23 protein-coding genes are annotated in these 18,645 nt (G+C 48.9%); 12 read left to right on the top strand and 11 right to left on the bottom strand.

What is annotated here, in order from left to right; all coding sequences use genetic code 11:
- Window positions 1-71 precede the first annotated feature (71 nt).
- Together CDA54_RS10995 and vapC are read left to right on the top strand one after the other, a co-directional pair.
- The gene (locus CDA54_RS10995; RefSeq protein WP_099035067.1) at window positions 72-302 is read left to right on the top strand and encodes a CopG family transcriptional regulator; all 231 of its coding nucleotides are present in this window, start codon (window positions 72-74) and stop codon (window positions 300-302) included.
- On the top strand, window positions 302-694 hold the full coding sequence (gene vapC / locus CDA54_RS10990; protein WP_099035066.1) for a type II toxin-antitoxin system tRNA(fMet)-specific endonuclease VapC: 393 nt from the start codon (window positions 302-304) through the stop codon (window positions 692-694). The genes CDA54_RS10995 and vapC overlap by 1 nt, the downstream gene beginning before the upstream one ends.
- Window positions 695-816: 122 nt before the next feature.
- Here the strand turns inward: vapC and CDA54_RS10985 are convergent, their stop codons facing one another.
- Together CDA54_RS10985 and CDA54_RS10980 are read right to left on the bottom strand one after the other, a co-directional pair.
- Window positions 817-1,014: a helix-turn-helix transcriptional regulator gene (locus CDA54_RS10985; protein WP_099035065.1), complete on the bottom strand. Its 198-nt coding sequence runs from the start codon at window positions 1,012-1,014 to the stop codon at window positions 817-819.
- Window positions 1,011-1,415, bottom strand: a complete 405-nt coding sequence (locus CDA54_RS10980) for a hypothetical protein (RefSeq protein ID WP_099035064.1) — start codon at window positions 1,413-1,415, stop codon at window positions 1,011-1,013. The genes CDA54_RS10985 and CDA54_RS10980 overlap by 4 nt, the downstream gene beginning before the upstream one ends.
- Window positions 1,416-1,645: 230 nt before the next feature.
- Between CDA54_RS10980 and CDA54_RS10975 the strand changes: the two genes are divergently transcribed.
- The 8 genes from CDA54_RS10975 to CDA54_RS10940 all read left to right on the top strand — a co-directional run bounded on the left by CDA54_RS10975 (window position 1,646) and on the right by CDA54_RS10940 (window position 8,170).
- Window positions 1,646-2,338, top strand: a complete 693-nt coding sequence (locus CDA54_RS10975; RefSeq protein ID WP_099035063.1) for a rhomboid family intramembrane serine protease — start codon at window positions 1,646-1,648, stop codon at window positions 2,336-2,338.
- A gap of 143 nt (window positions 2,339-2,481) precedes the next feature.
- Entirely contained in the window at window positions 2,482-4,266 is a 1,785-nt protein-coding gene (locus CDA54_RS10970) for a GGDEF domain-containing protein (protein WP_099035062.1), read from the top strand.
- Window positions 4,267-4,376: 110 nt separating this feature from the next.
- Window positions 4,377-4,697, top strand: coding sequence for a response regulator (locus CDA54_RS10965; protein ID WP_099035061.1), 321 nt, complete (start codon window positions 4,377-4,379; stop codon window positions 4,695-4,697).
- Window positions 4,663-5,943: an ATP-binding protein gene (locus CDA54_RS10960; protein ID WP_229748141.1), complete on the top strand. Its 1,281-nt coding sequence runs from the start codon at window positions 4,663-4,665 to the stop codon at window positions 5,941-5,943. Before CDA54_RS10965 ends, CDA54_RS10960 begins: the two co-directional genes overlap by 35 nt.
- Complete coding sequence (locus tag CDA54_RS10955) at window positions 5,936-6,298, top strand: cupredoxin domain-containing protein (protein WP_099035059.1); 363 nt, start codon at window positions 5,936-5,938, stop codon at window positions 6,296-6,298. The genes CDA54_RS10960 and CDA54_RS10955 overlap by 8 nt, the downstream gene beginning before the upstream one ends.
- Entirely contained in the window at window positions 6,288-7,073 is a 786-nt protein-coding gene (locus CDA54_RS10950; RefSeq protein ID WP_099035058.1) for a hypothetical protein, read from the top strand. The genes CDA54_RS10955 and CDA54_RS10950 overlap by 11 nt, the downstream gene beginning before the upstream one ends.
- A complete protein-coding gene (locus CDA54_RS10945) occupies window positions 7,070-7,780 on the top strand; it encodes a hypothetical protein (protein WP_099035057.1) in 711 nt (236 codons plus the stop codon). Before CDA54_RS10950 ends, CDA54_RS10945 begins: the two co-directional genes overlap by 4 nt.
- Window positions 7,781-7,792: 12 nt before the next feature.
- Entirely contained in the window at window positions 7,793-8,170 is a 378-nt protein-coding gene (locus CDA54_RS10940; RefSeq protein ID WP_099035056.1) for a CBS domain-containing protein, read from the top strand.
- Between the two features lie 35 nt (window positions 8,171-8,205).
- On the opposite strand, the gene CDA54_RS10935 is transcribed toward CDA54_RS10940, so the two are convergent.
- The 8 genes from CDA54_RS10935 to CDA54_RS10900 form a co-directional block, all read right to left on the bottom strand.
- Window positions 8,206-8,739 (bottom strand): cytochrome b, encoded by a 534-nt coding sequence (locus tag CDA54_RS10935; RefSeq protein ID WP_099035055.1) that lies wholly within the window; start codon window positions 8,737-8,739, stop codon window positions 8,206-8,208.
- Between the two features lie 86 nt (window positions 8,740-8,825).
- On the bottom strand, window positions 8,826-9,659 hold the full coding sequence (locus CDA54_RS10930) for an FAD:protein FMN transferase (RefSeq protein WP_099035054.1): 834 nt from the start codon (window positions 9,657-9,659) through the stop codon (window positions 8,826-8,828).
- A 72-nt stretch (window positions 9,660-9,731) separates the two neighbouring features.
- On the bottom strand, window positions 9,732-11,030 hold the full coding sequence (locus tag CDA54_RS10925; RefSeq protein ID WP_099035053.1) for a DUF3570 domain-containing protein: 1,299 nt from the start codon (window positions 11,028-11,030) through the stop codon (window positions 9,732-9,734).
- On the bottom strand, window positions 11,021-11,239 hold the full coding sequence (locus CDA54_RS10920) for a DUF4266 domain-containing protein (protein ID WP_099035052.1): 219 nt from the start codon (window positions 11,237-11,239) through the stop codon (window positions 11,021-11,023). Before CDA54_RS10920 ends, CDA54_RS10925 begins: the two co-directional genes overlap by 10 nt.
- Window positions 11,236-11,742 (bottom strand): TlpA disulfide reductase family protein, encoded by a 507-nt coding sequence (locus tag CDA54_RS10915; RefSeq protein WP_099035051.1) that lies wholly within the window; start codon window positions 11,740-11,742, stop codon window positions 11,236-11,238. The genes CDA54_RS10920 and CDA54_RS10915 overlap by 4 nt, the downstream gene beginning before the upstream one ends.
- A gap of 59 nt (window positions 11,743-11,801) precedes the next feature.
- The gene (locus CDA54_RS10910) at window positions 11,802-13,502 is read right to left on the bottom strand and encodes an ArnT family glycosyltransferase (protein WP_099035050.1); all 1,701 of its coding nucleotides are present in this window, start codon (window positions 13,500-13,502) and stop codon (window positions 11,802-11,804) included.
- Window positions 13,495-14,205 carry a TVP38/TMEM64 family protein gene (locus CDA54_RS10905; RefSeq protein WP_099035049.1) on the bottom strand — a complete coding sequence of 237 codons (711 nt, stop codon included), beginning with the start codon at window positions 14,203-14,205 and terminating at the stop codon, window positions 13,495-13,497. Before CDA54_RS10905 ends, CDA54_RS10910 begins: the two co-directional genes overlap by 8 nt.
- A gap of 4 nt (window positions 14,206-14,209) precedes the next feature.
- A complete protein-coding gene (locus CDA54_RS10900; RefSeq protein WP_099035048.1) occupies window positions 14,210-14,935 on the bottom strand; it encodes a glycosyltransferase family 2 protein in 726 nt (241 codons plus the stop codon).
- A gap of 111 nt (window positions 14,936-15,046) precedes the next feature.
- Between CDA54_RS10900 and CDA54_RS10895 the strand changes: the two genes are divergently transcribed.
- A complete protein-coding gene (locus CDA54_RS10895) occupies window positions 15,047-16,021 on the top strand; it encodes an NAD-dependent epimerase (RefSeq protein WP_099035047.1) in 975 nt (324 codons plus the stop codon).
- A gap of 114 nt (window positions 16,022-16,135) precedes the next feature.
- On the top strand, window positions 16,136-17,740 hold the full coding sequence (locus CDA54_RS10890) for an ABC-F family ATPase (RefSeq protein ID WP_099035046.1): 1,605 nt from the start codon (window positions 16,136-16,138) through the stop codon (window positions 17,738-17,740).
- Here the strand turns inward: CDA54_RS10890 and CDA54_RS10885 are convergent.
- The gene (locus CDA54_RS10885; protein WP_099035045.1) at window positions 17,730-18,614 is read right to left on the bottom strand and encodes a cation diffusion facilitator family transporter; all 885 of its coding nucleotides are present in this window, start codon (window positions 18,612-18,614) and stop codon (window positions 17,730-17,732) included. The two genes, CDA54_RS10890 and CDA54_RS10885, sit on opposite strands and share 11 nt — an antisense overlap.
- Window positions 18,615-18,645 lie beyond the last annotated feature (31 nt).

The raw sequence follows: 18,645 nt of genomic DNA, 5'->3' as shown, positions 1-18,645 counted from the left end.
GTGCTGAGGAGAGTTGTTTTATTAGCTTGGCAAACATATAATCCCACATATACTTTTTGGTGGTGGTAAATATGGGACAGGTAACAATATATTTAGACGATTCCATCGAGAAAAAAATGACTGAGGCTGCGAAGTCTGCACATTTATCAAAGAGTAAATGGATAGCCCGGGTTATAAATGAGAAGGTGGCAACTGAATGGCCTCAATCTGTAGTGGATATGGCTGGCACGTGGAAAGATTTTCCAGAGGCTGATGAACTTCGCCAGACTGAGGCCAAAGACGTTGAAAGGGAACCGCTTTGATGTACGTTCTCGACACCAATACGCTCATATACTTTTTCAAGGGTGTAGGTAATGTTAGTCAACGACTGCTGTCAGTTTCCCCAAAAGATATCGGCATTCCTTCTGTGGTTGTTTATGAACTTGAGTTTGGTATTGCCAAATCAGACTCTCCCGGAAAACGGAAAAAGCAATTAGAAGAATTCATTTCTTTGGTTAATATCCTGCCATTTAGTGAAAATGAAGCAAAGCAATCCGCAGATTTACGGGCAAAGCTTGTAAGAAAGGGCACTCCCATAGGCCCTTATGATATTTTGATTGCCGGTACAGCTTTAGCGGCAAACAGTATACTTGTCACCAATAACACGAAAGAGTTTTCGCGGGTTGATAATCTCAGATTGGATAACTGGTACTGAACCGGAATCAGAGGGGCAGCAACACCTGATATATTCTGAGCGTCCATAATCCCTTGACCGTCAATAGGTGGTTTTCCTGATTATTGGCCCAGTAGCGTCTGCGCCCCGAGTCATACCATTTATTAACCCGGTTCATCCTGAAAAATCTCTTCAATGGGCAGGTTAAACAGCCTGGCGGCTTTAAATGCCAGCGGTAAACTGGGATCGAACTTGCCTTTTTCTATGGCATTGACGGTCTGGCGGGATACCTCCAGGGCGTTGGCCAGGTCGGCCTGGGTCCAGTCCCGCTCTGCCCGCAGTACCTTGAGTTTGTTTTTCATTGATATCTCCTCTGCCCCAGCAGAGTGGCGGCGATATAGGTCAGACCCATAAAGATAACCAGGTGAGAAATCTCAGCATTGAACTGGATCAGTTGTATATTTTCAGCAACTTCATACAAAATGCCTGCAATCAGTCCGGCACCCAGTGTGAATGCCATGGCCTCTAACTGAATCTTTTGTTGTAATTCATCCTGCCCCAGTAAGTGTTTTCTGTTTGCCAACAGCATGCCAATACCCAGTACAAGGTTGAGAATAAAGGCGCCGATAGTCAGCCCTTTATGTTGCCAGATAAGCAGCGGGCCAAATTGAGCCAGAGCCAGAGATAGCAGCCAGGCGACTGTCCATATGGCCAGATTAAATGTGTTTTTCTTGCAGCGCTGCTGCAGCGGATTGCCTTGCATAGGTATAATTCCTTTGTCATAAAGTAAAATAAGCTTTACTTTTCGAGCAGGTTAGTCAGGTGCTTACTGTAAGTCAAGCTTATTTGACATAAAGAGTGGTTTTAATGACATTGCGTAGATAATTCTTATCTGATGATGTGATTTTAATCTTTTGCCCCCATCCTGATATTAACCAGCGGATTTGCAACCAGAGTTATTGCATAGGTTTTGGCTCACTTCAGGAATACACTATGACCAATAAAAGGCGGCTTACCAAAAGCATACTGGCTTCGGCCTTGTTTGTCTGTCTGCTGTGGTGGATCAAGCTGGCGGAGTCCTTTGCCGGGCTGGATCTGGGGTTTCTCGGAGTGACGCCGGGGCAGTGGGGCGGTTTGGTGGGTGTGCTCGGCGGCCCGCTGGTGCATGGCTCTTACCAGCACCTGTTCAGTAATACTTTACCCTTGCTGATTTTAGGGTCGTTGCTGCTTTATGGTTATCCGCGCTCATGGCGTATTGCCGTGCTGATGATCTGGCCATTGTCCGGCCTCGGTGTCTGGCTGTTTGCCCGTGATGCGACCCATATTGGTGCCAGTGGCCTGACCCATGGCATCTTTTTTTACCTGTTTATTTCCAGTATTTTGCGTCGCGATAAAGTCTCTGTGGCGCTAATGATGATCGGTGCTTTTCTATATGGCAGCATGATCATGACCATTCTGCCCCGTGAACCCGGGATTTCTTTCGAATACCACTTTTTTGGTGCAGCAGCCGGTACGCTGGCGGGTATTCTGTTCCAGCGTATGGATCCCAGACCGACTGAAAAAAAGTATAGTTGGGAGGGTGAAGAGCAAGAGGACCCAGTTATTGGTGACGCCTGGCAGTACGGCTCTTCAGAGGAATCAGAATCATTGACTGAACACAGTGGGGACCGGTCAAAACGGGAGTAAAGCCACGCTCTGAGTGGCTTTGAGCGGGTCCGTATTTTCAGTGGATGGGCACAGATGCCTCTGACAGCGCTGTCTTCTTGTAAGTACTTGTATAAAAATGCAAAATCATAGGGATAAACGCCTCTGTGTGGCAAAAAAGAACTATGAATACATTAATCAGATTGAATTTGTGTGCCTTGCTATTGTTAACTTCTGTGGTCAGGGCGGACCCGTTAGTACAGGAATTTATTGAGGAAATTCAGATCAATAATTATGACTGTCTGGCGCAGGAACAGTTTGGTCGGCTTAATGGTCACCTGGAGTCTTCTGAATTAACCCATCAGCAGGCTTTCTATTTGAAGGTACGCAAAGCTCAGTATCAGGCCTGTGCAGGGCAATATGAACAGGCCAGTGAAATACTCGATGACCTGCTGTCTCAGCCAGTGGAGAAGAACAGCGATGAGAATCATGCTTATGCGCTGTTTCTTGCTGGTGTGGTAACGTCACCGGATAAAAAACAACAGCGTTGTGACTATTTTCGGCGCGCCGAACGCGAGGCACTTCGGGTTAGATCCGAGTCAATTCACCTGGGTGCGCAACTGGAATTAACATCATTCTGTGACATTGGTGATGATAAAATAGAGCAGAGTCTGAGTACGCTATATATGTTGCTGGAAAAATACTCCGGCGCAGAAAACAAGGCCACCCGCTCAGATATATTCAATAATATTGGCAATCTCTATCGCTTGCTGGGCCAGAACGAGCTGGCTGCTGAGCAGTATTACAAGTCCTATCAGATGTCCTTGGGTATCTATGAGGGGGAAACCCTGATGCTGCCATTGTTTAATGCAGCAAAGTCATATCTTAACAGTGCCCAGATTGAGCGTACTGAAGAGATCATGCCGGAGCTCATTCGCAAAAATATCGACATTAACACCCCATTGTCGAATGCCTGGCTGAATCAGGCGCAGGCCTATCTGGCTGAAAAACAAAGTGACTGGCAAGGATTGGAGGAGAGTTTGCTGCGCTGGTCGGTGTTTCTGCCGGCGCTGTCGATGCCGGAAATGGAGAAGGAGTACCGTCGTCTGCACGCGCGCCTTTGTTTGCAGCAAGGTGATCTGAATTGCGTATCCACCTATCTGGATAAGGCGCTGACAATGCGGCCCATGTCTGAAAGTGACGATTTGTCTTACCTGAAACTATTGGGGGACAGTTTTTACGCTCTGGAGCTACCTGAAAGTGCTCAGCAGGCGTTTAACAACTATACCCGCGCTGCTGAAAAGGCCATTGAAAAACAGCAGGCCGCCTCCCGTATTCTTGGCGTGGCGAGGATGATGACAGATATTGTCGGGTTGGAATCAAGCCTGGCGCACGTGCAGCGGCAAAAATCCCTGACGACGATGAGAATGGTCACCGGTTTGACGGTGACGGTTATTTTACTGTTGATTATGTTGTTTATGTTTTATCGGCGTCACAAGGGGCTGGCACAAATCGATGAACTCACAGGGATGTTTAATCGCAGAGCAACACTGGAAAAGCTCAGGTCGTTGCCCCGGCCTTCTCCAATGCGGGCTCATGCCTTAGCCCTGTTTGAGCTTGAGCAGCTGGATGAGATTAATGCCAGTTATGGAGAGGGTACCGGTGACAAAGCCCTTAAACAGATAGCCTCAGAAATAAAAAGTGCCACCCGCCATGGTGATGTAGTGGGGCGGGTTGGTGTGAACGAGTTTATGGTGGCTTTAAGTGATATTGATGAACTCCAGGCGCGCAAACAGATTGAGCGTATCAGCCAGTCTATCCAGGCCAATAAAATTAGAACCTCTCAGGGGCAGGTTCTTACGTTAGAACCCACCAACGCCTTGATGATTATCGATGATCTGCTACACAATGCTCAGTCAATTTATCAGAGCCTGATCCAGGCCGCTGCCCAGAGCAGAAGCCCTGGCTGACAGATGCAATACCTGTCTGAGTAGCAATGTCCTTGCTTAAGGTGGGCTTAAGTTGAATGTGATATTTAGTCTCTGTATTTCTATTTCTGGCAATAACGAAAAGGTAAGTCATGCGTCTGTTACTTGTTGAAGATGATGAGCAGTTGGCCAGAGCTTTGCAACAGGCGCTGCGTCAGGAAGGGTTTGCCGTTGACCACCTTACCAGTGGCAAGCAGGCGTTGTTGGCCATTGAGACTGCCAGTGCCGATCTGGCAATTCTTGATTTAGGTTTACCCGATATAGACGGCATTGAAGTTCTGAAGCGGGTCCGCCAGAAAAAGCAACGTATTCCTATACTGGTGCTTACGGCCCGGGATAGCACATCAGATAAAATCACCGGCCTCGATCTTGGCGCTGGTGATTTTCTTTGCAGCCACACAAAGCTATCGTAACACCATCAATGCTTCGGCAATGCTTTTTGATCGGCATTTACACTCACTGGCAGATACCCTTAACAGCCTGCCTATAGGCACAATAGATAAGACGGCCAACGCACGCAGCATGGTGTCCCCGGAGGACAATTTTATTTTTCAGGTCTGGCATCAGAATAACATGCTCCTGAGTTCTCCCGGACTTGAAAAAATACCTTTTACAGCCCTGAAAGAAGGCGTCAGGGAGGAAAATATACAGGGTTTGCGGTGGCAGGTTCTGGCTCACTTCTATCCGCAAACGGGTTACTGGGTGATGGTGGCGGAACCACTGCATCACCGGGTTGAGTTGAGTGAGGAGATGGTTCTGGCCACTCTTGTACCACTGGTTTTGAGTTTACCGATACTGGCGGTTTTGATCTCTGTGGCGATAAAACAGGGCCTTGCCCCTTTGCATCAGTTGGCTAAGGAGCTGCAAACCAAGCGCGCAGATGATCTCAGCGCTCTTCAATTACGCGATCAGAAAAAAGAGCTTAAACCCGTAGTGGAAACCATCAACAACCTGTTAGCCCGGTTAGATCTCGCATTTGCCAGAGAACGCCGTTTTGCTTCTGATGCAGCTCATGAGTTGCGCACACCGTTAAGTGTACTCAGGCTCAATGCCCATAACCTGGAAAAGGAGCTGGATTCAGGCTCTGAAAATCTGCTTCTATTGAAGCAGGGCGTGGAAAGAATGAGTCATGTCGTCGATCAGATTCTGTTGTTAAACCGCACCAATCCTGAGCATTTCAGTGTAAAGTTTGAGAAAGTCGATCTGTATAAGATCATCCAGCAGGTGATCACAGAGCTTTATCCTCAGATAGCACAAAAGCAACAACATATCAGTTTGCAGGGCCAGTCTTGTATGATGCAAGGAGATGACTTTTCACTGAGACTACTGGTGCAAAACCTGCTCACTAATGCCAATAAATACAGCCCCGTACATGGTCAGATAGAAGTAAGCCTGAATCAGAACGGGGAGCGGCTTGAGCTGATGGTTGAGGATTCAGGCCCGGGACTTAATGAGCAGGAATATGAGCGGGTATTTGACCGATTTTACCGTGTTGGTGGTGACCGGCATCCCTCTGGTGTGCCCGGTTGCGGTCTGGGGCTTGCCATCGTCCGGCATGTATTATCGCTCTATCATGGACACATCTATCTTGGCAGGTCGCAGCGCCTGGGAGGTTTAGCTGCGCGGGTCGTAATTCCCTGTGGAGGGATGAATGCTTAGGTATTACAAACGCCTGCTGTTGCTTACGGTGATAGCGCTGAACGTGACCTTTTCTGCCCGGGCGGAGTTACCTGAATTCCATCTGACACTTAACCATAACTTATTCTATCCTCAGCGTCTTGAGGTGCCTGCCGGAGAAAAAATCAGACTGATTATTGATAATCAGGATGACGCACCAGAAGAGTTTGACAGCTTTGACTTAAATCGTGAAAAAGTACTGTTTCCAGGGCGCTTTACGGTCATCTATATCGGGCCGCTTGAGCCCGGTGTCTATCATTTCTTTGGTGAGTTCCATCCCAATCAGGCTAAAGGACAAATTCGCGCAATATCAAAAGGACACGGCGGTGCTGATTAATACCATTATTTTGTTTTTGCGTGATGCGTTACCGGTATTCTGGGTAATGAGCTTATTACTGGCCCAGGGCAATAGCCTGCGAAAGAACCCTCGCTGGATATTCTGGACGGTGCCCTTTGGCCTTATTCTGGCGGCTCTGCTGATGGCTAATTTTGCAGCGCTGAGCAACAGTTTAATGGGAGCGGGTCTGGAGTGGTTTACCTTTTTACTGCATGGGCTGATTTATGCACTGGTTTTAGTTCATCTGTTTTTATTTAGATCTGCCCTGAATCATTACTGGCAATTGAGCGCTACTGCGCTCGGGGTGCTGACCATCAGCATTAATGGCAGCTATTTTCTGGTTTTTCTGGACACTTATTGGCGTACAGCACAGCACTATTGGTCATTAATTACCGGCACCATCCTCGGTTTCGGGGTCTGTTTCAGTGCCGGAATTCTGATTTACCTGCTTAATTATGCGTTATTGCAAAGGGGACGACCTCTGATTTGGGTGTTGTTGCTGTTGTTCTGGAGTACAGGGCAACTCATTTTTACCTTCAACCTGCTGGCGCAGGCAAATATCATTTCTTCCACTTCACCCATTTGGAACACCGGTGACTGGATTACTGACAGCTCTGAGCTGGGGATGGTGTTAAATACGTTAATGGGTTATGAAGCCACGCCCACCTTGCTGCAGATCATTTTCTATTTGTTGTGCATATTGTTGCCTCTTTTATTGTTTTCAATAACTGAGCGTAAATCTGGTGCGAAACACAAAACCGGAGTTTCAGAATGACAATCAGGACAATGCTGCTTTGGAGTTTCTATCTGATAACACTTACCGCGTTCTTCAGAGTCGAAGCGGACGGGCAAGTGGTAGATCGTGTTTACCATCCTTATGTTCTGGCGAATGAACATCGGCTGGAGTGGCGTTTTATGTCCCGGCAAACTGATGAAGAGAACTATCTGGCTCAGCGCATTGGCTTTGGTCATTCTGTTAACGAACGGTGGATCCTCGAGCTGTATCTGATTGGTGAACGTGATATTGAGGGTAACTTTGGCCTTGAAGCCTATGAAGTCGAAGCCCGCTGGATGCTTACCGAACAAGGTCGTTACTGGGCAGATTGGGGGATGGTATTTGAAGTCGAGAAACGACACAGTAAAGAGCAATGGGAAGCCGCTTCCGGGCTGGTGATGGAGAAAGAGTTTGGCCGCAGCAGCCTGACCCTTAACTGGTTTATGATCTATGAATGGGGCGATGCGCTGAAGGATGAACTTGAAAGTGAGTTCCGTCTGCAATACCGCTATCGCTGGATGCCTCAATTCCAGCCATCCATAGAGTTTTACAGTGGTGAAGACTACGTCGGCATGGGGCCGGCGATAATGGGGTTACAGCGTTTCGATGGTCAGAAGCAACTCAAATGGGAATTGGGTTTTATCACTGAGTTAAGTAATATCGGCAAAGATCATACTTTGCGCTTTGCACTGGAGTATGAGTTTTAAAGGAGTACTATTATGCTAGTAAAGGATATGAAGCTGCATCTGGCAGTGCATTATGTCAACGGGTCTGATAACACGCAGACAGCCAGAGCGCTGATGCGAAAGCATCGCATCGGAGCTTTGTTAGTAGTGGATAGTGAGAAGAGTCCCACAGGGATTATTACCAGCCATGATTTACTTGAGGTGGATGATTTCGTCGGTACGACGGTCGGTCTGCATACATCTTCCCCACTGATAACAGTGACTCCCGATGACAGTATTCGCCGGGTGTCAGACCTGATGATGAAACAACATTGTCACCACCTGGTGGTAGTTAGTGGATTAGAAGTGACAGGCATGATCTCCAGCCTGGATATTGTGAATTTCTATTTGCAGGCTTATAACAGTGATTGAGCCGGTTGTGTGCTTGCTAACACAGAGGGTGTTATTCAGGGCAGCATCCGTTTAAACGTGTTGTCTTTAATAAGATAGTGGTGGAACAGTCCCGCCAGGGCATGTAATCCAATCAGCCAATAACCCACACTGCCGACGGTTTCATGTAATTCCTCTATCTGTTCTGAAAGTGTTTCATTGACCGATAACAATGCGGGTAACTCCAGACCAAAAAAAGGAACAGGTTTGCCTGCACTGCTGAGTATCATCCAGCCGGCCAGTGGCATGCCCAGCATCAGCAGGTAGAGCAGACCATGCATCAATTTCGCGGCTCGTTGTTGCCAGATTGGTGGTAAAGGTGTAATGACAGGAGCAGAGTAACGCAGGCGGAAAAATATGCGAATCAGCACTAACATGCCAACACTCAGTCCCAGCATAAAGTGCCATTGTTTTAACAGCTCCCTGGGGTCACTTCCTTTAGGATAGAGTTCCCGTAACTCAATACAGGCATATACGGCTGCGATCAATACCAACATTAGCCAGTGCAGGGCAATACTGGCACCATGGTATTTTTCAGTTGTATTTTGCATTTTTCTCTCCGTTACTGATCGTAAAGCGTACAGTGTTTTCATGACAGCGCTATGATCTGCATCATGTTTGCCTTCAATTTTTAAAACTAAGCCTGGAGCCAGAACATCACACCTTGCTGGTTTAGGAACTCCTCAGCCTGCTTGCCATTCAACAGTGCCAGCGTGGCCAATATGCCCGCCTGAATACAGTGTTCCGCGGCGACAGTGACAGAACGCGGCGCATCCGTCACCGGATTACCGGTTTTTGGATTGAGGATATGGCTGTAGCGAATGCCGTCTTTACAGAGGTATCGCCGGGCATCGCCACTGGTAGCCAGACCGCCACGGGTAATGCGGATCAGTCTTAGCGCATCACCTTCTGTTTCGGGATTCTCAATACCGATGTGCCAGGCCTGTTTGTTTACCCGGGGGCGGGTCACCTGAATGTCGCCTCCAAAGTTGACGACCACAGAAACCTGTGGAGCAAGTTCCAGGCAACGCTTTGACACAGCATCCACCGCATATTCTTTACCTATTCCACCGAAGTCCAGTTCAAATCCCGTGGGTAAAGTGACGCTATTTTGATCAAATTGTACCTGCGGCCAGCCAATTAGCGGTAGCAACGCTTCCACCTCTTCGGCATGGGGTAAACGGTCTGAACCATCAAACTTCCAGACTTTTCTCAATACGCCAGAGGTAATGTCAAAGAGCCCATCACTGAGCTGATAACAGCTATCGGCAAAACACAACAGGCGGTAGGTTTCATCATCAATGATGACGCTTTTGCCATGGCTATGATTTATTTTGCTGCAGATATTGTCAGACAGGTAACGACTGTATTTCTGTTCAATGCGCCGGGCTTCAAAAAAGGCCAGAGCCGTTAATTGTCCGGCCAATTGTTTGTCTGTTGTATCTATCAACAGTTCACAGGGGCTGGCCATGGCGCTAAAGCGACCACAGAAGTGGTCGCCTTGCCAGTTAAGCTGAAATGGAGATGGTTTCACTCAACCCCCCTAAAACCGGTAACTGACCTGCGCCATTACGGCTTTGACACTGGGGTATAAATCCAGGTCCTGAAGCACCCCCGGGGCATCAAACCCCGGGTTTTTAGGATCCTGCTGATAGTATTCCAGTCTGAATGCCAGCTCTTTACCCTGGTCCAGCAATACTCCGTATTTTACGCCAAGCGTAAAAGCAGTCATCTCACCCACACGGTAGTCTGCACTGGCAAATTGTGGCAAGCCATCAGATGCCATCAGATAAGGTTGATAAAAGTCGGCTGCACTTTGCTGGTAATAACGAAAGTGAGGCTGAATGTAAGTGTTTGGTGACAGGTTATAACGCAGCCTCGAATCCAGGGTATGAGAGTCAATGTCCCAGTCATCGGTGGTAAAGCGGTAGGATATATCGGCTACACCGCTGTCCATGGCATATTTGGTTTGCCAGAACACATTGTGCCGGGTACGGTTATCAGGACGATTCTCATATACAAGCGCCTGAGTCAGCCCTTGCGTATTGACCACGCTGAGCATTTTAAAGGGATCAGTGAGGTAGCCATCCACTGCTGACACCCCATAGTTGAGTTGCATAATGGTACGACGGTTAATAACCTGGGTAACACCGAGTAAAAGATCCAGGGTATTTTTATCATCGCTGCCGGTTAACCGGGTGGCATCAAAAGCGTCCTGGTATTGCTGCTCTGAGGCGAAGTCTCGCTTAAGCGGCATGCTGGCAAAGGCAACAGGTCGTCCGCCCTCGGGATCAATACTGTCAAAAGCATAGGACAGCCCCAGTGACACGGTGGTGTTGCGCTGATTAAAATCTTTAGCCAGTGCACCATTTACGGCCATGGATAAATAATCATATTCCTTGGATACATGAAGCCCGCCGCTGACCCGGTAGTCCTGCCAGGCAGGCTGAGTCCACTGGCCATTGAGCTGCACCCGTGTATCACGGAAAGTATCATCCAGAGGAATTTCAGTGGCGGCAATGTCGTACTCGTCTTTGCCTGATGGCCGGGTGAAGGTTTGTGCCGTGGGCTGCGGCACGGCACCGGTGGCCGAGGCACCGGTCAAACCATCAATGGTCACTTTGCCATTAAAAATATGCTCGTTACCAAAATCTTTAGTGGCGGAAAATACCCCCTCTACGGCGGTTACCCGTTCAGATTCACCATAGTAAAGAATGGCGGTATCAAACTTCCACGGCTCTTCAACACTTTGTGCTTCCTGAGACACTGCGGGTGCACCGAGGAGAGTACAGGTTGCTGCGGTCAGGGCGCCGAGAATATTATTACGCTGATTCAGTTGCATCCGCAGCCACCTCCTGCAAAAGCACGGCCGCCACTGGCGGCTTCTTTGCTGAAATAAATATGATCATCCAGCGCCAAATCCACCGGGTCGGCACTCAGGGCCATTTCATCTTTTGCCAGCAGATCCCGCTCCCAGGGTTTAACACCTAAGGAGGCGCAGGCACTTAATGACAGTGCGAGACAAATTACAATAACGGGTTTACGTTTCATTTTTGAGTTCCCATGCTGGTCATTAATTGCTCGGTGTAACGTTCGCCAAGCAAGGTTTTTATTTGTTGGTGATAGACAGGTTGCTTATCCGTAAAGAACCCCTGATGAACATGGCGCAGGGTGCCTCCGGCATCGATCAGATAACTGCTGGGCATGCCCAGCAACTGATATTGCTCAGCAATATTGCCCTGTGGGTCGAACTGGATATGGAAGCTGGCAGGATGCCGTTGTAAAAACGCCTGAGCCAGCTCAGGTTCAGCGTCGAGGTTAATGGCCAGGATTACCAGCCCCTGTTCGCCATACGCGGCTTGTAACTGATTCATCCAGGTAAAGGAATGACGGCAGGGTTTGCACCATGAAGCCCAGAAATCCAGATACACCACCTTGCCCTTCAGGTCAGAGAGGCGGGACCCTAATGCCGGGTCACTGAGATTGAAGTTGGGTGCTTGTTGGGCTATTACCCCAAAACTGAGCAGGCAAAATAGTATGATGATTTGACGCACAACAGCATCCTTCAGGTAATCGTTGTTGATTAGCCTAAAGCGTGATTCTTAACGGTTCCTTAATTGTGATCATAAACTGATGTTTTTTCCGTGCGGTAGACAGGCGTCAACGAATCTGTCTGTGGACAGGAGAGTGCCGCGCTTTTGGGACCCAGTAGTAACCAGTCCTGGCGGTGGGCATGGCCCAGCTTAGTCCCTTGTTCAGAGCGAAAACAATTTAGTTTTTCGTCACTGGCAGCCAGTATACGACTATCGGGGTGTTGTTTAAGCCAGCGCCATGCCATGGCTTGTTGTTGTTCAATGGGTGTATGGTAGCCAAAGTGCGTAAACGGCATGTCTGAGAAAAGCAAAAATTGCTCTTTAAGACCAATCATAGCGAGCTCTCCACTGGCAGGAAGGTGCTTTGCGCTCTGTTCAAGGATCTTTTGTGGCGTTTTGGCCGGGGCCATCAGTAGATATCCCCAGGTACTGTAGAGTAGCCACAATAGCGGAATATAGTATGCCCAGCTGAGTGCTTTATACCGCCAACTCAGGGCCAGGCTGATAAACCCAACAACACTGCAAGTGAGCAAGAAGGACCAGGGATCCAGTTCATATTCTTTGACTAGCTGCACTATTGCATCCAGCCCGTACCAACCACCTATCGCAACAATCAGCAATACAGTGCTGATGAGCCCGGTGGTCAGCCAGAGTGCCCAGGATGCTGCTGGCTTATTGAGCATCTGTCGCAGGTAGGGGGCGGAGATTAGTGCCAGCATCGGCAACGCGGGCAGAATGTAAACGCCTCGTTTGCCCGGACTCATGCTAAAGAACAGTAATAAAAGCAGAATCCAGAATAGGGGCAGAATGATTCGCAGTTCACCTTTTTTGCAGGCTTTAACCCATTCAGGCACCAGCCAGGGGAGTAGGAGACTTAAGGGCAGCCAGAGCACCGGGATGACAGAGGTCAGGTAATACCAGAATGGCTTAATATGATGCCAGGCATCGGCATAGCGGGTTGCTGTTTGCTTAAGCATGATATTGTCACGATACGCCTGTAACGTCGTGTCATCTGAGTGACTAACGATAATTAACATAGGAATTAACCACAAGCCGATGGTGATAAGCATTACCACCGGGCCAGACCACCAGTGCCAGGCACTGCCTGTTGCCGTGCTTTGTCGGGGAAAAACACGACGAGCAATAAAAAACGGTATCAGCATCAGTACCGGTAAAAATCCGACACCCTTGGTGATAACACCCAGCCCCATGGCGGCAAATCCTAGCCAGTACCAACTCCAGCCGTCCTGAAGCAAAAGATGACGCAGCAGGCCATAGCAGCCGATGGCAATCCAGCAACTTACCATGGCATCAATTTGGGCACTTTTGGCCTGAATCACAAATTGCAGTGTCAGCAATAAAGCGCCAGCAGCAAGCATGCCGGTGGTTCTGTCCCAGAGACGTTTTGTGATATCGAAGGTCAGATATAGTGTGATCATCGAGCACAGTGCTGAGGGCAGCAAGAAAGCCAGTTTTAAGGAGCCGGTAAGCCAATAGAATATGGCGATAGACCACATAAACACGGGCGGTTTGTCAGGGTAGAGTTCGCCCCCGCGGCGGGGGAAAAACCAATCGCCCGATTGCACCATTTGCATGGCGATTTGAGCAAACCGCGGTTCGTCTGCGGGCCACGGATCGCGCAGGCCGAGGCCGGTGAAAATGATGATTACGGCGGCTGTCCAGAACAGCCATAAAACCTTGCTGTTGTATGGTCTATCCATGCAAGTCAACCTTATCGTGCAGAGGCGATTCAGCAACAGGTGTGATGGCGAACTTTGCACGACGTCGGTACAGCCTGATACCAAGTAAGGTAGAGATGATAAACAACCCTATCCCCAACAGGATCTGCCATTGTGAATCAGGTTGCAGCCCTGAGCCTGACAGCGAAAAGATCAGAGTCTGGGGCAGGTAACCCAGATAGGAGGCACAAAGGAAAGGCAGCAAAGATATCCGGGCTGACCCAGCCAGTAAATTGACCAAAAGGTTGTTGCCTACAGGGAAAAGCCGGATGGCGAGAACCGAACTGAAGGTATGGCGCCGAACGATATCGATCATCCGTTGATTTCGTCGTTTCAGACTATTAATAAAAGGGCCGTTTATCAGGTGCCTGGCGACCAGATAACTCATCAGGGCACCCATCGCTGTGACGGTCGTGGCCAGTATCACGCCAATATAAATGCCGAACACATAACCTGCCACAAACGCCGATATTTGTCGGGGCAGACCCATGGCGGTCAGCACACTGAAAGTAATACTGAAAAGCACAATATTCAGACTGATATCGTGGCTTATCCAGCTACTGAGTTGTGTGGGGGGCCAGGTCTCAAATATGTCTGAACCGGAAATGAGCCAGCCTAACGTCAGTAACAGTGCCAGCCATATCATGCCCGAGTAATAGCGCAAATAAGAACCTATGCTTAACATCAATTCAGTGTTCTTCGCTTTGAACCGGCAGACGATTGCGTTTTTGCAGCCAGATCACACCGAGCATATCGATAACACCGGCCCAGGCCCGATTCAGCATAGTGTATTTGGAGGTGCCCGTATGTCTGGCTCTGTGATTGACTTCGACAATTCGGATACTGCCGCCACTGCGTTTGATCAGGGCTGGTAAGAAACGGTGCATATGATCGAAATAGGGAAGTTTGATAAAGGTTGAGCGCGGGAATATTTTCAAACCACAGCCGGTATCCGGCGTATCATCCTTTAGCAAAGTGCTGCGAATACTATTGGCAATGCGGCTTTGCAGTAACTTCCAGCGACTGTCATGGCGACATTTTCGGTATCCTGCGATACAAAAGTCTGCGCCCTGTGCAAATTCATTGGCCACTATCAGTAGTTTGGGAATGTCGGTCGGATCGTTCTGCCCATCTCCGTCCAGGGTCGCAACTAATTCGCCGCGGGCTATCAGCACACCATTATATACAGCGGTGCTCTGGCCGGTTGAATGTGCATGCCTGAGAATACGAATGCTGGCAGAATACTGTTGCTGAGCCAGTTTCAGTTTATTAAAGGTCTGATCATCACTGCCATCGTCGACCACGATAATTTCAAAACTGCACAAATCGCTCAGAGCGTTAATAATCTCTTCGATAAGCTTAAGGACGTTTTCCTGTTCATTTTTAGCGGGGATAACTACGCTCAGCTTTGTCATTACGGCAACACGTCTGATCTGGAATGTCTGCCAACATAGCGACTATTGCTTAAGGCAGCCTTAAGATTAAGTTTGCACACTGGCATTCCGGTAAGTTCAGAGATAAAAGATATGTGTATCCTGATCACTGGTGTCGCGGGATTTATCGGTAGTTCCGTTGCCAGGCAATTGTGTCAACAGGGCCTGGAGGTAGTGGGTATCGATAACCTTAATGACTATTACAGCCCGCAACTAAAGCAAGACCGACTAAGCACGCTGAAGACGTTTCCACAATTCACTTTCTATTCCCTTGATATCGCCGATAGTGAGGGGCTGAATGCGCTTTTCCGGGATTGTTCTTTCACTCGCGTGATTCATCTGGCTGCCCAGGCCGGTGTACGTTATTCCATTGATCATCCTCAGGCCTATACGCTGTCTAATCTTGTTGGTTTTATGAATATTCTGGAGGCCTGCCGGCATCATCAGATTGCACATCTGCTGTTTGCCTCATCCAGCTCTGTATATGGTAATCAAAAGAAGGTGCCCTTTAGCGAGACCGATACCACAGACAGTCCGGTTTCTCTGTATGCGGCGACTAAGAAAGCGAATGAGTTATTGGCCTACAGCTACAGCCATCTCTATCAGTTACCGGTGACCGGCTTGCGCTTTTTCACTGTTTATGGCCCCTGGGGTCGGCCGGATATGGCGCCCTGGCTGTTTACCCGGGCGATTCTGGAAAACAGACCAATTAAGGTATTTAATCACGGACAACTGAAGCGTGACTTTACCTATATCGACGATATTGTCAGCGGGGTCAACAACGTTCTGGCAATGCCTCCTGTATCTTTGAATTCGGCACCACCCTATGCCATTTATAATATCGGCAATAACCAACCCGTTAAGTTGCTTGATTTTATTGCCTGTATTGAGAGGGCTTGTGGCAAGCCTGCAAAGCTTGAAATGCTGGAGATGCAGCCCGGTGATGTTTATCAAACCTGCGCTGATATCACCGCTTTGCAACAAAAGACCGGCTTTGCGCCCCAAACTCCTCTGGAACAAGGAATACGGGAGTTTGTCGACTGGTATCGGCACTACGCAGATAACTGAAAGAGGCTGAAAACAGTCTATTGCAGACAACGGCGGGCAAACAGGGTAAACTGCGCGCCGTTTAATTTCTGTGTTCGTGTCGTTTACACCTACCCCTGTTCCACTAAGGCTATTATGATTTCCACCGCAAATATCACCATGCAATTTGGCGCTAAGCCGCTGTTTGAAAATATCTCCGTTAAATTTGGCGAAGGTAATCGCTACGGCCTGATTGGCGCCAATGGCTGTGGAAAATCGACCCTGATGAAAATTCTGGCGAGCAAGCTCGAACCCTCTGCCGGGCAGGTGATGCTGGACAGTAACGACAGAGTAGGCGTGCTGGGGCAGGACCAGTTCGCTTATGAACAGTACAGCGTGGTAGATACGGTGATCATGGGCCACAAAGAATTGTGGCAGGTCAAGCAGGAGCGGGATCGTATCTACTCATTGCCTGAAATGAGTGAAGAAGACGGCATGAAAGTGGCTGATCTGGAAACTGAGTTTGCCGAAATGGACGGTTATACTGCCGAGTCCCGCGCCGGCGAGTTGCTGCTGGGCCTGGATATTCCGGTTGAACAGCATTTCGGCCCCATGAGTGAAGTGGCTCCGGGCTGGAAACTCAGAGTGTTATTGGCTCAGGTATTGTTTGCCGAGCCCGATATCATGTTGCTGGATGAGCCTACCAATAACCTGGATATTAACTCGATTCGCTGGCTGGAGCAGGTGCTGGCACAGCGCCAGGCCACGATGATTATCATTTCCCATGACCGTCACTTCCTAAATCAGGTGTGTACCCATATGGCCGATCTGGACTATGGTGAATTGCGTCTGTATCCGGGTAACTATGATGAGTATATGACGGCGGCGACTCAGGCCAGAGAGCAGTTGCTGAATGAAAATGCCCGTAAGAAAGAGAAAATTGCCGAGCTGCAAACCTTTGTCAGCCGTTTTTCAGCCAATGCCTCAAAGGCTAAACAGGCCACATCCAGAGCACGCCAGATCGAAAAAATCGAACTGGCAGAAGTCAAGGCGTCGAGCCGGGTCAGCCCATTTATCCGCTTTAATCAGCACAAGAAGCTGTATCGCAATGCGCTGGAGCTGGAGCAGCTCAGCAGTGGTTATGACAAGCCGCTGTTCAGTGGTCTGAGCCTGATGCTTGAAGTGGGTGAGAAGATTGCAGTTATTGGCCCCAACGGCATTGGTAAAACCACCTTGCTGAAAACCCTGATGGGCCAGCTGACGCCGAAGTCGGGCACGGTGAAATGGTCAGAAAATGCCAGCATTGGCTATTATGCACAGGATCACAGCGCGGATTTCGCCGTCGAGATGAGTGTGTTTGACTGGATGAATCAGTGGAAAAACGCCAGTGATGATGAACAGACCATTCGCGGTATTCTCGGGCGTATGCTGTTTTCACAGGATGACATCAAAAAGTCTGTTAAAGCCTTATCCGGTGGTGAAAAGGGCCGTATGTTATTCGGTAAACTGATTAACCAGCAGCCCAATGTACTGGTGATGGATGAGCCTACTAACCACCTGGATATGGAATCCATTGAGGCACTGAATCTGGCGCTGGAAAACTATCAGGGGACGTTGATTTTTGTGTCCCATGATCGTGAGTTTGTGTCATCACTGGCCACCCGTGTGCTGGATATGACCAACGATGGCATCGTCGATTTTCAGGGGCCTTATGAAGAGTACCTGCGTCACTGCGAGCAGAAAGCCAGGGTTAATGGCTGATATCCCGGCAGGCTTCTTCGGGTAGTTCAATTTCGATGGTGGTGTGGGCGAGTTCAAAAGTTGCCAGTTTTTCACTCACCTGGTCTTTAAGTTGCTGATACTGCTGTGCTGAGAGCGGATATTCACTGACCAGATGCACTGTCAGCACATGTTTTTCACCGTCCAGAGACCACAAGTGCAGATGGTGGGCGCCGGTTACAGCATCAATATTCACCAGCGTGTGGCGGATTTGCTCTAACAATTCAGGGTCAGGTGTGCGCTGCAAAAACAGGCCCAGACTGGTGTAGGTATGGCGAAGCACATTTACCAGAATAAACAGACTGAAACCAATAGCGAGAATAGGGTCGAGAATCGGCCAGTCGACCACCATCATCACCAGACTGACGATCATTACCGCCACCCAGCCAAACATGTCTTCCAGCAAATGCCAGTTAAGAATTTTCTCATTCTGAGTTTTGCCACCATGTAACTTCCAGGCCGCGTAGCCGTTAACACCAATTCCCAGCAGAGACAGTGCAAACATGCCGGTGGCGTGGGGCATCTCTGGTGCCCAAAGCCTGGGTATGGCTTCAGATAACACCCAGATAGTACCGCCGCTCAGCACCACACCATTAAGTACGGCCGATAACAGCGATAAGCGCTTAAACCCATAGGTAAAATGATGGTCAGCCGGTTTATCAGACAGTTTACTCGCCAGCCACGCCAGCCCGATAGACAATGCATCGCCTAAGTCATGTACCGCATCAGCCATAATTGCAGTACTGTTGGTTAACAGCCCGCCGACAAACTCGATAATGGAGAAGCCCAGATTCAGAAAAAATGCGGTGGCGATCCTGTCCTGAGGCGGAGTATGGTGATGATGGTGGTCGTGCATCTTACCTGACTGGCTGGATTACGTTGGTGTT

The organism is Lacimicrobium alkaliphilum (assembly GCF_002591895.1).
GTDB classification, from domain to species: domain Bacteria; phylum Pseudomonadota; class Gammaproteobacteria; order Enterobacterales; family Alteromonadaceae; genus Lacimicrobium; species Lacimicrobium alkaliphilum.
This window is presented reverse-complemented; position numbering and strand designations above follow the sequence as displayed.

Coding starts and splice junctions, on each gene's coding strand:
- CDA54_RS10890 (WP_099035046.1), top strand. CDS start 16,136: ATGATTTCCACCGCAAATATCACCATGCAATTTGGCGCTAAGCCGCTG.
- CDA54_RS10975 (WP_099035063.1), top strand. CDS start 1,646: ATGACCAATAAAAGGCGGCTTACCAAAAGCATACTGGCTTCGGCCTTG.
- CDA54_RS10900 (WP_099035048.1), bottom strand. CDS start 14,935: ATGACAAAGCTGAGCGTAGTTATCCCCGCTAAAAATGAACAGGAAAAC.
- CDA54_RS10895 (WP_099035047.1), top strand. CDS start 15,047: ATGTGTATCCTGATCACTGGTGTCGCGGGATTTATCGGTAGTTCCGTT.
- CDA54_RS10940 (WP_099035056.1), top strand. CDS start 7,793: ATGCTAGTAAAGGATATGAAGCTGCATCTGGCAGTGCATTATGTCAAC.
- vapC (WP_099035066.1), top strand. CDS start 302: ATGTACGTTCTCGACACCAATACGCTCATATACTTTTTCAAGGGTGTA.
- CDA54_RS10985 (WP_099035065.1), bottom strand. CDS start 1,014: ATGAAAAACAAACTCAAGGTACTGCGGGCAGAGCGGGACTGGACCCAG.
- CDA54_RS10965 (WP_099035061.1), top strand. CDS start 4,377: ATGCGTCTGTTACTTGTTGAAGATGATGAGCAGTTGGCCAGAGCTTTG.
- CDA54_RS10935 (WP_099035055.1), bottom strand. CDS start 8,739: ATGCAAAATACAACTGAAAAATACCATGGTGCCAGTATTGCCCTGCAC.
- CDA54_RS10980 (WP_099035064.1), bottom strand. CDS start 1,415: ATGCAAGGCAATCCGCTGCAGCAGCGCTGCAAGAAAAACACATTTAAT.
- CDA54_RS10885 (WP_099035045.1), bottom strand. CDS start 18,614: ATGCACGACCACCATCATCACCATACTCCGCCTCAGGACAGGATCGCC.
- CDA54_RS10920 (WP_099035052.1), bottom strand. CDS start 11,239: ATGAAACGTAAACCCGTTATTGTAATTTGTCTCGCACTGTCATTAAGT.
- CDA54_RS10930 (WP_099035054.1), bottom strand. CDS start 9,659: ATGGCCAGCCCCTGTGAACTGTTGATAGATACAACAGACAAACAATTG.
- CDA54_RS10945 (WP_099035057.1), top strand. CDS start 7,070: ATGACAATCAGGACAATGCTGCTTTGGAGTTTCTATCTGATAACACTT.
- CDA54_RS10970 (WP_099035062.1), top strand. CDS start 2,482: ATGAATACATTAATCAGATTGAATTTGTGTGCCTTGCTATTGTTAACT.
- CDA54_RS10955 (WP_099035059.1), top strand. CDS start 5,936: ATGCTTAGGTATTACAAACGCCTGCTGTTGCTTACGGTGATAGCGCTG.
- CDA54_RS10910 (WP_099035050.1), bottom strand. CDS start 13,502: ATGGATAGACCATACAACAGCAAGGTTTTATGGCTGTTCTGGACAGCC.
- CDA54_RS10905 (WP_099035049.1), bottom strand. CDS start 14,205: ATGTTAAGCATAGGTTCTTATTTGCGCTATTACTCGGGCATGATATGG.
- CDA54_RS10995 (WP_099035067.1), top strand. CDS start 72: ATGGGACAGGTAACAATATATTTAGACGATTCCATCGAGAAAAAAATG.
- CDA54_RS10925 (WP_099035053.1), bottom strand. CDS start 11,030: ATGCAACTGAATCAGCGTAATAATATTCTCGGCGCCCTGACCGCAGCA.